The organism is Streptomyces sp. NBC_01465, assembly GCF_036227325.1.
Taxonomy (GTDB): domain Bacteria; phylum Actinomycetota; class Actinomycetes; order Streptomycetales; family Streptomycetaceae; genus Streptomyces.
This window is the reverse complement of record NZ_CP109467.1, coordinates 1,885,282-1,897,596: the sequence shown is the minus strand read 5'-3', so window position 1 is coordinate 1,897,596 and position 12,315 is coordinate 1,885,282. Positions and strand designations below refer to the sequence as shown.

At 71.2% G+C, this 12,315-nt stretch carries 11 protein-coding genes; 9 read left to right on the top strand and 2 right to left on the bottom strand.

Annotation, left to right across the window (positions count from 1 at the left end):
- The first annotated feature begins 202 nt into the window (after nt 1–202).
- From OG707_RS08720 to OG707_RS08710, 3 genes are all read left to right on the top strand, one after another.
- Entirely contained in the window at nt 203–1,228 is a 1,026-nt protein-coding gene (locus tag OG707_RS08720; RefSeq protein ID WP_329116119.1) for a C40 family peptidase, read from the top strand.
- 240 nt (nt 1,229–1,468) lie between these two features.
- On the top strand, nt 1,469–2,500 hold the full coding sequence (locus OG707_RS08715; protein ID WP_329116116.1) for a C40 family peptidase: 1,032 nt from the start codon (nt 1,469–1,471) through the stop codon (nt 2,498–2,500).
- A 34-nt stretch (nt 2,501–2,534) separates the two neighbouring features.
- Complete coding sequence (locus OG707_RS08710; RefSeq protein WP_329116115.1) at nt 2,535–3,761, top strand: hypothetical protein; 1,227 nt, start codon at nt 2,535–2,537, stop codon at nt 3,759–3,761.
- Here the strand turns inward: OG707_RS08710 and OG707_RS08705 are convergent.
- Nucleotides 3,742–4,983 (bottom strand): glycosyltransferase family 87 protein, encoded by a 1,242-nt coding sequence (locus OG707_RS08705; protein ID WP_329116113.1) that lies wholly within the window; start codon nt 4,981–4,983, stop codon nt 3,742–3,744. The genes OG707_RS08710 and OG707_RS08705 overlap by 20 nt on opposite strands.
- 100 nt (nt 4,984–5,083) lie before the next feature.
- On the opposite strand from OG707_RS08705, the gene OG707_RS08700 reads away from it, so the two are divergent.
- Nucleotides 5,084–6,226 (top strand): glycosyltransferase family 4 protein, encoded by a 1,143-nt coding sequence (locus OG707_RS08700; RefSeq protein WP_329116111.1) that lies wholly within the window; start codon nt 5,084–5,086, stop codon nt 6,224–6,226.
- Between the two features lie 63 nt (nt 6,227–6,289).
- Here the strand turns inward: OG707_RS08700 and OG707_RS08695 are convergent, their stop codons facing one another.
- Nucleotides 6,290–8,086 (bottom strand): AMP-dependent synthetase/ligase, encoded by a 1,797-nt coding sequence (locus OG707_RS08695; protein ID WP_329116109.1) that lies wholly within the window; start codon nt 8,084–8,086, stop codon nt 6,290–6,292.
- Between the two features lie 216 nt (nt 8,087–8,302).
- Here OG707_RS08695 and OG707_RS08690 point away from each other — a divergent pair, with 216 nt between their 5' ends.
- From OG707_RS08690 to OG707_RS08670, 5 genes are all read left to right on the top strand, one after another.
- Entirely contained in the window at nt 8,303–9,064 is a 762-nt protein-coding gene (locus OG707_RS08690; RefSeq protein WP_329116107.1) for a metallophosphoesterase family protein, read from the top strand.
- 75 nt (nt 9,065–9,139) lie between these two features.
- The gene (locus OG707_RS08685) at nt 9,140–9,607 is read left to right on the top strand and encodes an SRPBCC family protein (protein WP_329116105.1); all 468 of its coding nucleotides are present in this window, start codon (nt 9,140–9,142) and stop codon (nt 9,605–9,607) included.
- A 7-nt stretch (nt 9,608–9,614) separates the two neighbouring features.
- The gene (locus tag OG707_RS08680) at nt 9,615–10,742 is read left to right on the top strand and encodes an ArsA family ATPase (protein ID WP_329116104.1); all 1,128 of its coding nucleotides are present in this window, start codon (nt 9,615–9,617) and stop codon (nt 10,740–10,742) included.
- 63 nt (nt 10,743–10,805) lie between these two features.
- The gene (locus OG707_RS08675; protein ID WP_329116102.1) at nt 10,806–11,225 is read left to right on the top strand and encodes a DUF5304 domain-containing protein; all 420 of its coding nucleotides are present in this window, start codon (nt 10,806–10,808) and stop codon (nt 11,223–11,225) included.
- Between the two features lie 54 nt (nt 11,226–11,279).
- Entirely contained in the window at nt 11,280–12,233 is a 954-nt protein-coding gene (locus OG707_RS08670; RefSeq protein WP_329116100.1) for an ROK family glucokinase, read from the top strand.
- Nucleotides 12,234–12,315: the final 82 nt, after the last annotated feature.

Sequence of the window (12,315 nt, the reverse complement as noted above, 5' to 3'; positions counted from 1 at the left end):
GTGCTCATTACTGCGCGTGTGATGTCGGTAAAGAATGCGCTCGGTGACCGAGATTTTTCTGATCGGGATTTGAACTGATCACAGGAAGGTCACTAGTGTCGGGCCTCGTACCTTTGCGCGGTTGATCACTCATCCCGAGTGGCGGCGAAGGTCCCGCCGAGTCAGAGCTGTTCGGCGGCTGAGGAAGAAGGAGCTCGCCTTCGTGGCGTCCCACCGTCGACCCAAGCCTGCGAGCCGCACCCGCGTGACCGTGCTCACCGCGACTGCCGCCGCTGCCGTGGCCCTGACCTCCCAGGCGGCTCACGCCGACCCGAAGCCGACCAAGAGCGAGGTCAAGGCGAAGGTCGACAAGCTCTACGAAGAGGCGGAGCAGGCCACCGAGAAGTACGACGGGGCCAAGGAGCAGCAGAACAAGCTCAAGAAGCAGGTCGACGACCTCCAGGACAACGTCGCGCGTGGCCAGGCGGCGCTCAACAAGCAGCGCGACCAGCTCGGTGCGCTCGCCAGCGCCCAGTACCGCTCCGGCGGCATCGACGAGTCCGTGCAGCTGTTCCTCTCCTCGGACCCGACGAACTTCCTGGACAAGGCGTCCTCGATGGATCAGCTGAGCACTCAGCAGACCGAGGCGCTCAAGACGTTCCAGTCCCAGCAGCGTTCGCTGGCGCAGCAGCGCCAGGAGGCGCAGGACAAGCTGGGGGACCTCGCCGACACGCGCAAGCAGCTCGGTGAGAAGAAGAAAGAAGTCCAGAGCAAGCTCGCCGACGCGCAGAAGCTGCTCAACTCCCTGACGGCAGCCGAGCGTCAGTCGCTCGCCGCCGCGGACGCCCGCGCCAGCCGCGCCAGCTCCCGTGCCGACCTCGGCAACGAGGTCCCGGCCTCCCAGCTCGGCGGCGCCGCCCTCTCCGCGGCCCAGACGAAGATAGGCAAGCCGTACGTCTACGGCGCGACCGGCCCCAGCTCCTTCGACTGCTCCGGGCTGACCTCCTGGGCGTACGCGCAGGCCGGCGCGACGATACCGCGCACCTCGCAGTCGCAGGCCAACGCCGGCACCCGCATCTACTCGCAGAGCGCACTGAAGCCGGGCGACCTGGTCATCTTCTACGGCGACTTCCACCACGTGGGCCTCTACGCCGGCAACGGCCAGGTGCTGCACGCTCCGAAGCCCGGTGCGTACGTGCGCTACGAGTCGATCGGCAACATGACCTTCGAGTTCGGCGTCCGGATCTGATCAGGCTCCCCTGAAAGGCGCTGCCGACACCGCCCAAACGGGCGAATTACGGTAACTCAAGCTGACACCCCGCCCCGTCGGTGACCTGTGGTCTCCGGCGGGGCGTCACTTTGCGTACTCAACGGGGTCTTTGGCCGCAGTGTGGTCGCCCGGCTACTGTCTGGCGTCGCAGCTCCCGGCAAACAGACCGCCCACCAGGGCGGCAGGGGGCCGCACACAGCGGAAGGGAGTGCGACTCCTGTGGCGTCCCATCGCCGAACCGGTCAGTCGGGCCTCACCCAGAGCGCCCGTGTCACCGTGCTGTCCGCCGCCGCGGCCACCGCCGCGGCAGCCCTCGGAGCCGCCCCGGCGGAAGCCGACCCGCAGGACACGGCCACCTCCGCGCAGGCCAGGGTCGACGGGCTCTACGCGCAGGCCGAGAAGGCCACCGAGGCGTACAACAAGGCGGACGAGCGTGCCGACCGGCTGCGCAAGGAGGTCGCCGCCACCCGCGACAGCGTCTCGCGCGGCCAGGAGCGGCTGAACCGGATGCGGGGCAGGCTCGGGGCGTTCGCGGGCGCCCAGTACCGGTCGGGCGGGATGGACCCCTCGCTGGCGCTGCTGCTCTCCGAGAACCCGGACACCTACCTCGACAAGGCCTCCGCCGTCGAACGGATCGGCGACCTGCAGTCGGGCGAGATCCGCGAGGTCCAGGCCGAGCAGCGCAGGCTGGGCCAGCAGCGGGCGGAGGCGGTGCGCCAGCTCGCCGAGCTGGAGGCGTCCAGGACCGCCGTCGCCCGCCACAAGCGCGCGATCGAGAGCAAGCTGGCGCAGGCGAGGCGGCTGGTCAACGCGATGCCCTCACAGGAGCGGGCGGCGTACGACCACGCCTCGCGCTCCTCGGTCCGCGAGGAGATGCCCGCGCTCTCCGGCGCCGCCCCTTCCTCCGCCCGGGCGGCGGCAGCGGTGATGGCGGCCCGGCAGGCCGTCGGGCGGCCCTACATCTGGGGGGCCAACGGGCCCTCCGGCTTCGACTGCTCCGGGCTGACCCAGTGGTCGTACGCCCAGGCCGGCGTCGGACTGCCGCGCACCTCGCAGGAGCAGCGGTACGCCGGGCAGCAGGTGCCTCTCTCCGAGGCCAAGCCCGGTGACCTGGTGGTCTACCGCGACGACGCCAGCCATGTGGCGATGTACATGGGCAACGGTCAGGTGGTGCACGCGCCGTACCCGGGCGCGCCGGTGCGCTACGACCCGGTCGGCATGATGCCGATTTCCTCGGTGACGCGGGTCTGAACCCGACCGGGCCCGGCGACGTACGATCGGCAGCGTGGCAGGTCAGGGGCGGAGCAGACGACAGAGACGGAGGGCGGTGGCGCTGGGCGCCGCCGCTCTCGTCCTCGCGTCGGGGTGCGCGGCGCCCGCACCGCCCGACAGCACGGGACGGGACATCCAGGCGGTGCTCGACCGGCGGGCCGCCGCGGTCGTGGGCCGGGACGAGAGCGCCTATCTGAGAGTGCTCGACCCGCAGGCGAAGGCCGAACGGACCGCGGAGCAGCGGGAGTTCAGGAATCTCGCCGAGGTTCCGCTCGGTTCGTGGGGCTACCGGCTCAAGAGTGTGCGGCGTACCGGCACCCGGGCCACCGCCGAGGCCGACCTGGAGTACCGGATCAAGGGGTACGACAAGGCGCCGGCCGTCTCCGCTCGCACCCTCGACCTGGTCGAGCGGAGCGGCACGTGGTTCATCGCCGCCGACCGGGCTGACAAGGGCGCGGGACGCCTGCTCTGGCAGCAGGGCAAGGTCACGGCCGTCGCGGGCGGCCACAGCCTGGTGCTCGGGGTCGGCCAGCGCGAGAGCCTGCTGCGCGAGGTGGCCGCGGTCGAGGACCGGGCGGTCCCCGCGGTGGACTCCGCGTGGAAGGAGAAGTGGGCGGGCCGGGTGGTCGTGCTGATGCCGTCCTCGCTGGAGGCGATGGCCTCGCTCCTGGGCGCACCGGCCGCTTCGTACCGGGGGATCGCCGCGGTGACGACGGGGGAGGCCGGCGGGTCCGGTTCGGCGCCCGCGGACCGGGTGATCGTCAATCCGCAGGCGTACGCGATCCTCGGCGAGTTCGGGCAGCGGGTGGTGGTGACGCACGAGACCACGCATGTGGCGACGCGCGAGCACACCAGCGCCGCCACCCCGCTCTGGCTCTCCGAGGGCTTCGCCGACTGGGTCGCGTACCGGGGGAGCGGGCGCACCGCCCCGCAGGCCGCCCCCGAACTGCAGACCGCGGTCCGCGCCGGGTCCCTGCCGGCCACGCTGCCCACCGACGAGGACTTCGGCTTCGGGGGCGACGCGGACAGGCTGGCGCGGGCGTACGAGGGCGGCTGGCTGGCCTGCAAGCTCATCGCCGAGGAGTGGGGCGAGGCGAAACTGACCGCCTTCTACCGGGCCGTCGGCGCGCACAAGACGCGCGACGGGTCCGTCGAGAACGCCATGAACGAGGTGCTGGGGACGACGCCGGAGGACTTCGCGGCCCGCTGGCGCGAGTACCTCAGAGGCCAACTGGGCTGAGTTCCCCGGCAGTTGAGGCGGAGATGCGGGCCGCACGGCGGCGCGGCTCGGCGACCGTGTGGATCCAGAGGGTGCGGCAGGCGATCAGCGAGGCGGCGACCAGCAGTCCGTTGCGTACGAGAAGAACCGTGATCCCCAGCGCGTCACTGGCCACCACGTGCGAGAACCAGACGGGGAAGTCCAGGAAGCTGAAGAAGGTGGCGAGCAGCACCAGACGGGCCGGGAGCGCCATGCGGCTGGTGCGGTGGACCAGGCATGCGGCGGCGAGGCCGACCAGCCAGAGCATGTACTGGGGGCTGATGACGCGGCTGGTGGTGGTGAAGAGCAGCACCGCGGTGAGGGCCGTGTCGCAGACCGTGCTCGCGGTGAACCTCCTGGCGACGATGCGCCAGTACAGCAGCCAGCCGAAGGCGGTGACGGTGAGGCCCATCGCGAGGGTGGAGACGGTGGAGACGTACGGGCCGAGGAACTCCACCGAGCCGTAGTTGAGCAGCACCTGCCCGTGCCAGCCGAAGTGCCGGGCCACGTGGAAGACCATGGCGCCGAGCGACTCGACCTCCGTGCCGCGGTCGCGCTGGAAGGTGAGGAAGGCGAGCGAGCCCGGCATCGCGGCGGCGAAGAGCAGCAGCAGTGCGATGGCGGTGACCGCGGCGGCCGTCCAGGAGGTACGGGTCGCGCGGCCGCGCGGGGTGCCGGCGAGCAGCAGCACCGGCCAGACCTTCAGCAGCGTGCCGAAGGCGGCCAGGGCGCCCATGGTGCGCGGGTGGCGGGCGCCGGCGAGCAGGGCGGCCACGGCGACGGCGGTGACCATCAGGTCGTAGCGGGCGTACGCGGTCGGTCCGAGCAGCGCCACACCGGCGACCCACACCCAGGCGCCCGCGAGCCGCCTGCCGGGGCGGCGGGCCGCGAGCAGGAGGAGCGTGAGGACCGCCGCGTCGCACAGGAAGGCCAGGACGAAGAAGGCGGAGGCGTAGGAGAGGAAGGGCAGCAGGGCGGGGGAGAGGATGACGAGGGCCGCGGCCGGCGGGTACTGCCAGGTGACGTCGTCGAGGGGGTAGGTGCCGGTCTTGAGGATCTCGTACCAGCCCTGGTAGATCACCGAGACGTCGCCCGTGACGTCGACGCCGGGGGCGGTCAGGACGTGGAAGACGCAGAGCAGCAGCACGGTTCTGGTGAGGAGCCAGACCGCGACGATGGATTTTGTGCTGTTTGCGCCCGGCATGGCCCGCCTCATCCGTATTAGTGGGGTGTTGGGGTGTCATCATGCCGGGCCGCGCTGTGCGCGAGCCATCAAGCAGGGCCGCCCGGTACTGTCGGCGGCGATGCACAAGACCTTGATCGTGACCAATGACTTCCCGCCGCGCCCGGGCGGGATCCAGGCGTTCCTGCACAACATGGCGCTGCGGCTGGATCCCGAGCAGATCGTCGTCTACGCCTCCACCTGGAAGCGCGGCCACGAAGGCGCCGAGGCGACCGCGGCCTTCGACGCCGAGCAGCCGTATCCGGTCGTACGCGACCGCACCACGATGCTGCTGCCGACCCCGCGCGTCACCCGAAGGGCGACAGAGCTCCTGCGTGAACACGGCTGCAGGTCCGTGTGGTTCGGGGCGGCCGCACCGCTCGGGCTGATGACCCCGGCCCTGCGCAAGGCGGGCGCCGAGCGGATCGTCGCCACCACGCACGGGCACGAGGCGGGGTGGGCGCAGTTGCCCGCATCGCGCCAACTGCTGCGCAGGATCGGCGAAGGCACGGACACGATCACCTATCTGGGTGAGTACACGCGCTCCCGGATCGCCGCCGCGCTCACCCCCGACGCTGCGGGCCGCATGGCCCAACTGCCGCCCGGCGTCGACGAGAAGACCTTCCACCCCGGCTCGGGCGGCGCAGAGGTGCGGGCCCGGCTCGGGCTGAGCGACCGCCCGGTGGTCGTCTGCGTCTCGCGCCTCGTGCCGCGCAAGGGCCAGGACACCCTGATCCTGGCGATGCCCGCGATCCTGGCGAAGGAGCCGGACGCGGTGCTGCTGATCGTGGGCGGCGGTCCGTACGAGAAGGAACTGCGCAAGCTCGCCGCCGAGACGCGCGTCGCGGACTCCGTGCGCTTCACCGGGTCCGTCCCCTGGGCGGAGCTGCCCGCGCATTACGGCGCCGGTGACGTCTTCGCGATGCCGTGCCGTACGCGCAGGGGCGGACTGGACGTCGAGGGGCTCGGCATCGTCTACCTGGAGGCGTCCGCGACCGGGATCCCGGTGGTCGGCGGCGATTCGGGCGGTGCGCCGGACGCCGTACTCGACGGGGAGACCGGCTGGGTGGTCCGCGGCGGCTCGCCCGAGGACGCGGCCGACCGGATCACCGCGCTCCTCCAGGACCCTGAGCTGCGGCGGCGGATGGGCGAGCGCGGGCGTGCCTGGGTCGAGGAGAAGTGGCGCTGGGACCTGCTCGCCGAGAAGCTCAAAGCCCTGCTGTGACGCTGACGAGCGAGGGGCGCCGTCCCTGACCGGACCGGCGCCCCTCGCTCGCGTACGGCGGCCTCAGCCGCGGTAGATCGCCTCGATCTCGTCCGCGAAGTCCTTCGCCACCACGTTCCGCTTGAGCTTCAGGGACGGGGTGATGTGACCCGCCTCCTCGGTGAACTGGGCAGGCAGGATACGGAACTTGCGCACCGACTCCGCCTTGGAGACCGCCGCGTTGCCGTCGTCCACCGCCCGCTGCACCTCGGCGAGGAGGTCCGCGTCGTCGCGCAGCGAAGCCGCCGTGGAGGACGCCGGCTTGCCGTGCTCCTCGGCCCAGCGGCCCAGGAACTCGTCGTCCAGCGTGACCAGCGCGCCCACGAAGGGCCGCCCGTCGCCGACGACCATGCACTCCGCGACCAGGGCGTGCGCCCGGATACGGTCCTCGATCACCGCGGGGGCGACGTTCTTGCCGCCCGCCGTCACGATGATCTCCTTCTTGCGGCCGGTGATCGCGAGGTAGCCGTCCTCGTCGAGGGTGCCGATGTCACCGGTGTGGAACCAGCCGTCGGCCAGGGCCTCGGCGGTCGCCGCCTCGTTGTTCCAGTAACCGCTGAACAAGTGCTCGCCGTGGAGCAGCACTTCACCGTCGTCGGCGATGCGGACGACCGAACCCGGCAGCGGCTGGCCGACCGTGCCGATCTTCTGGCGGTCCCACGGGTTGAACGCGGTGGCGGCACAGGACTCGGTCAGTCCGTACCCCTCCAGGACCGTGAAGCCGATGCCCCGGTAGAAGTGGCCGAGACGCTCGCCGAGCGGGGCGCCGCCCGAGATCGCGTACTCGCCGCGGCCGCCGAGCACCGCGCGCAGCTTGGAGAAGACCAGCCGGTCGAAGACCTTGTGCTTGAACTTCAGGCCGACGGACGGACCCTGGGGGGTGCCGAGCGCGCGGCTGTAGGCGATCGCGGTGTGCGCGGCCTTGTCGAAGATCTTGCCCTTGCCGTCGGCCTGGGCCTTGGCGCGCGCCGAGTTGTAGACCTTCTCGAAGACGCGCGGGACGCCGAGGATCAACGTCGGGCGGAAGGACGCCAGTTCGTCGGTGAGGTTCTTGATGTCGGGGACGCAGCCGATCTTGATCGGCGCCATCACCGAGGCCACCTCGACCAGCCGGCCGAAGACATGGGCCGCGGGCAGGAAGAGCAGGACCGAGCACTCGCCCGTACGGAAGAGGGGCTTGAGCCGCTCGACGATGTTGCCGCACTCCGCGAAGAAGCTGCGGTGCGTCAGCACACAGCCCTTGGGACGTCCCGTGGTGCCCGAGGTGTAGACGATCGTGGCCGGGTCGTCGGCCTTCGCGCTGGAGCTGCGCTCCTCGACGACGGCGTCCGGGACCTCCGCGCCGGCGGTGCGCAACTGGTCGACGGCACCCTTGTCGATCTGCCAGAGGTGCTGCAGGCCGGGCAGGGAGTGCCGTACGGACTCCACCGCGGCCGCGTGCGCGTCCGACTCCACGATCACCGCGACCGAGCCGGAGTCGCCGAGGATCCACTGCACCTGCTCGGGCGAGCTGGTCTCGTACACCGGCACCGTGATCGCGCCCGCGCTCCAGATCGCGAAGTCCAGCTGGACCCACTCGTAGCGGGTACGGGACATGAGGGCGACGCGGTCGCCGGGCTGGATCCCCGCCGCGATGAGGCCCTTCGCCGCCGATCTGACCTCGGCCAGGAACTGGGTGGCTGTGACATCCGTCCACGCACCCGCCACCTTGCGGCCCATCACCGCCACATCGGGATGCTGAGCGGCATTGCGGCGGATGAGATCCGTCAGGTTGCCGTCCGAGGGGACCTCGTACAGGGCCGGAAGGCTGAACTCGCGCAAGACTGCTGCTCCTCTGGGCGCCATCGCCGCTAATGGACTGCCCGGACGTTACCCGCGGGTAAAGCGTTCCGGATAGGGGGTCCTGGCCAGATGTTCCATGCGTCACACGGATCGGAGGTTCTTCGCGAACAGTAGTCCACCCATATCGGGACTCGGAAGTAACCGCAGGTCCGACCCCCTCTATCCAGTCAGTGGGCGGAGTCCTAGGGTGATCGCATGCGCGTGCATGTGGTCAGTGACGTCCATGGCAACACCGAGGGCCTGGCGAGGGCGGGGGACGGTGCCGACGCCCTGATCTGCCTCGGTGACCTGGTTCTCTTCCTCGACTACGCGGATCACTCGCGAGGCATCTTCCCCGAGCTCTTCGGCGTCGAGAACGCCGACCGCATCGTGGAGCTGCGCACGGCCAGGCGGTTCGACGAGGCCCGTGACCTGGGGCGGGAGCTCTGGGCCGGAATAGACCGGGACGCCGCGATCGAGGGCGCCGTACGCAAGCAGTACGCCGAAATGTTCGCGGCCCTCCCCACTCCGACGTACGCCACCTACGGCAACGTCGACATCCCGTCCCTCTGGCCCCAGTACGCGGGCCCGGGCACCACCGTCCTCGACGGCGAGCGCGTGGAGATCGGCGGCCGGGTCTTCGGCTTCGTCGGCGGCGGCCTGCGGACGCCGATGCGCACCCCGTTCGAGATCGGCGACGAGGAGTACGCGGCCAAGATCGAAGCCCTCGGCGAGGTCGACGTCCTCTGCACGCACATCCCGCCCGAGGTTCCCGAGCTGGTGTACGACACCGTGGCGCGCCGCTTCGAGCGCGGCAGCCGGGCCCTGCTCGAGGCGATCCGGCGCACCAAGCCGCGGTACGCGCTCTTCGGCCACGTCCACCAGCCGCTCGCCCAGCGGGTCCGCATCGGCCGCACGGAATGCGTGAACGTCGGCCACTTCGCCTCGTCCGGCCGCCCGTGGGCACTGGAGTGGTGAGCTGTGCATACGCGATAGCCTGCACAGCACATACGTCACCCCCCTGCCGGACCCCGTACTGGAGGCGCCACCGCGATGGCTGAACACACCAGCTCGAGCATCACGATCGAGGCTGCACCGGCCGACGTCATGGGAGTGATCGCCGACTTCGCCCGCTACCCGGAGTGGACCGGCGAGGTGAAGGAGGCCGAGGTCCTTTCCAGCGACGACAAGGGCCGCGCCGAGAAGGTGCGCCTGGTGCTCGACGCCGGGGCGATCAAGGACGACCACACCCTCGCGTACACCTGGACCGGCGAGAACGAGGTCGGCTGGACGCTGGTCAAGTCGCAGATGCTCCGCTCGCTGGACGGTTCGTACCGGCTGGCGGCCAAGGGCGACGCCACGGAGGTCACGTACCAGCTGACGGTCGACGTCAAGATCCCGATGCTCGGCATGATCAAGCGCAAGGCGGAGAAGGTCATCATCGACCGCGCCCTGGCGGGTCTGAAGAAGCGCGTGGAAAGCGGCTCGGCGGCCGAGACCGGCTCCGAGCCCAAGGCCTGATGTCCTGATGCGTACGGTTCTCGTCACCGGGTCCGGCGGCGCGGGCCGTACGACGGTCGCCGCGGCCACCGCGCTCGCGGCAGCCCGCAGCGGCCTGCGCGTGCTGCTGCTCACCGACGGCGCGCCGCCCGTCTTCGGGGAGCCGGGGCTCACCGTCTCGCGGATCGACTCCGGCGCCCACTTCCGCAGCGAACTCATGTCCCTGCAGGAGCGGTCCGCCGTCGCCCTCGATCTCCTCGGCGCGGACCGGCTCGACGAGGGCGAGCTCACCGAACTGCCGGGCGCCGAGCAGTTCGCCCTGCTCAGCGCCCTCCTCGAGGCGTCCGGCGGCGACGGCGACCTGGTGGTCGTCGACATGCCGCCGACCCCGCAGGCCCTCGCCGTACTCGCCCTTCCCGAGCAGCTCCGCCGCTATCTGCGACGCCTCGTCCCGCCGGAGCGCCAGGCCGCCCGGGCGCTGCGGCCGATGCTGGCGCAGCTCGCCGGCGTACCGATGCCGGCCCAGTGGCTGTACGAGACCGCCGCGCGCTGGCAGCTCCAACTGGCCGCCGTCCAGGCCGTCATAGAGGCCCCCGGCACCGTCGTACGGATCGTCGCGGAGCCCGGACCCACCGCGGGCGAGGCCCTGCGCAGCGCCCGCCTCGGGCTCGCGCTGCACGGCCACACCCTCGACATGGTCACCGCCAACCGGCTGCTGCCCACCGAGTCGGCCGACCCCTGGCTGGCCGCGCTCGCCGCCCAGCAGCAGGAGCATCTGAAGGCGATGCACGCCGACTTCGGCGACGTACAGGAGCTTCCGCACCTCGGCCGCGACCCGCGCTCCGCCGACGACCTGCACCTGCTCGGCCGCCCGGAAGCACCGCTCGCGGCGGGCCCCGGCTGGTCGGTCGAGGACCGGCGCGCCGAGGACGACGGCGTCCTCGTCTGGCGGCTGCCGCTGCCGGGCGCCGCCAAGGACGAACTCGGCCTGGTCCGGCGCGGGGACGAACTCCTGCTCACCGTCGGCCCGTTCCGCCGTATCGTCCCGCTGCCCTCCGCGCTGCGCCGCTGCACGGTGTCGGGTGCGGGGCTCGACGACGGCGTGCTGGGCATCCGGTTCACGCCGGATCCCGCTCTGTGGCCGCAGACACGGTGAACGCCGTACGCCCATTCGGGTAACGTCGTACGTACGAACCGCACACCTCCGCAGGAGTCCGTCATGAGCGAAGACACCGAGCGTCCCGCCACCGACTCGGACGCCTGGGAGAAGGCGTGCGCGGAAGACCTCGCCGCCGAGAAGGCCCGGCGTCGTACGCAGTACGGGACGCCGCCCGGATCGGCCGCCGAAGAACTGCGCAAACTGCTCGACGCCGTCGCCGACAAGGTGACTTCCTTCCAGTCCTCGCTGCCCGGAATGGCCGCGCAGGGCGCCGTTCAGCAGGTGCTCAATCAGGCCAAGGCCGCGGTCGAGCCCGTCATCGAGCGCAACCCCGACGTCTTCGACCACCTCGCCGCGGCCGGCAGTGAACTCCTCGCCGCCTACCGCTCGGCGGTCGAGAACCACGAGAAGCGCTGGACGAACGAGCCCAAGAAGGACGAAGGGGACGGCGGCGCAGCCGAGCACATCGACCTCGACTGACAGCCCTCGGGTACGGTTGGCCGTAGCGGGGCTCGACCGAAAACTGAGGGACTAATGGGACTCACCATCGGCGTCGATATCGGCGGCACGAAGATCGCGGCCGGAGTGGTCGATGAGGAAGGCAACATCCTCTCGACATTCAAGGTGCCGACTCCCAGCACGGCGCCGTCCATCGTGGACGCGATCGCATCGGCCGTGGAAGGCGCGCGGGCCGGCCACGACATCGTCGGCGTGGGCATCGGAGCCGCGGGTTACGTCAACCGGCAGCGCTCCACGGTCTACTTCGCGCCCAACATCGACTGGCGGCAGGAGCCGCTGAAGGCCAAGGTCGAGGAGCGCGTCGGCCTGCCGGTCGTCGTCGAGAACGACGCGAACGCGGCCGCCTGGGGCGAGTACAAGTTCGGCGCGGGCAAGGGCCACCGCAACGTCATCTGCATCACGCTCGGCACGGGTCTGGGCGGCGGCATCATCATCGGCAACAAGCTGCGCCGGGGGCACTTCGGCGTCGCCGCCGAGTTCGGCCACATCCGGATGGTCCCGGACGGTCTGCTGTGCGGCTGCGGCTCGCAGGGCTGCTGGGAGCAGTACGCCTCGGGCCGGGCGCTCGTCCGGTACGCGATGCAGCGCGCCAACGCCACCCCGGAGCACGCCGAGTACCTGCTGTCGCTGGGCGACGGCACGCCCGACGGCATCGAGGGCAAGCACATCTCGATGGCCGCCCGGCAGGGTGACGCCGTGGCCGTCGACTCGTACCGCGAGCTGGCGCGCTGGGCCGGTGCCGGTCTTGCCGACCTGGCCTCGCTGTTCGACCCGTCGGCGTTCATCGTCGGCGGCGGGCTCTCGGACGAGGGCGAGCTCGTCCTCGACCCGATCCGCAAGTCGTACAAGCGCTGGCTGGTGGGCGGCAACTGGCGCCCGGTGGCCGACGTGATCGCCGCCCAGCTCGGCAACAAGGCCGGACTGGTCGGAGCGGCCGACCTGGCGCGGGAGCCCGACCCCGTCATGTGAGCCCTGCCCGTTCACCGGTGCATTCGACGCTGCCCGCCGTGCCCCCTGGGGAACCCGGCGGGCAGCGTCGTATCGTGGCGCC

Coding starts and splice junctions, on each gene's coding strand:
- OG707_RS08705 (WP_329116113.1), bottom strand. CDS start 4,983: ATGCCGGGCGCAAACAGCACAAAATCCATCGTCGCGGTCTGGCTCCTC.
- OG707_RS08700 (WP_329116111.1), top strand. CDS start 5,084: ATGCACAAGACCTTGATCGTGACCAATGACTTCCCGCCGCGCCCGGGC.
- OG707_RS08690 (WP_329116107.1), top strand. CDS start 8,303: ATGCGCGTGCATGTGGTCAGTGACGTCCATGGCAACACCGAGGGCCTG.
- OG707_RS08685 (WP_329116105.1), top strand. CDS start 9,140: ATGGCTGAACACACCAGCTCGAGCATCACGATCGAGGCTGCACCGGCC.
- OG707_RS08680 (WP_329116104.1), top strand. CDS start 9,615: ATGCGTACGGTTCTCGTCACCGGGTCCGGCGGCGCGGGCCGTACGACG.
- OG707_RS08675 (WP_329116102.1), top strand. CDS start 10,806: ATGAGCGAAGACACCGAGCGTCCCGCCACCGACTCGGACGCCTGGGAG.
- OG707_RS08670 (WP_329116100.1), top strand. CDS start 11,280: ATGGGACTCACCATCGGCGTCGATATCGGCGGCACGAAGATCGCGGCC.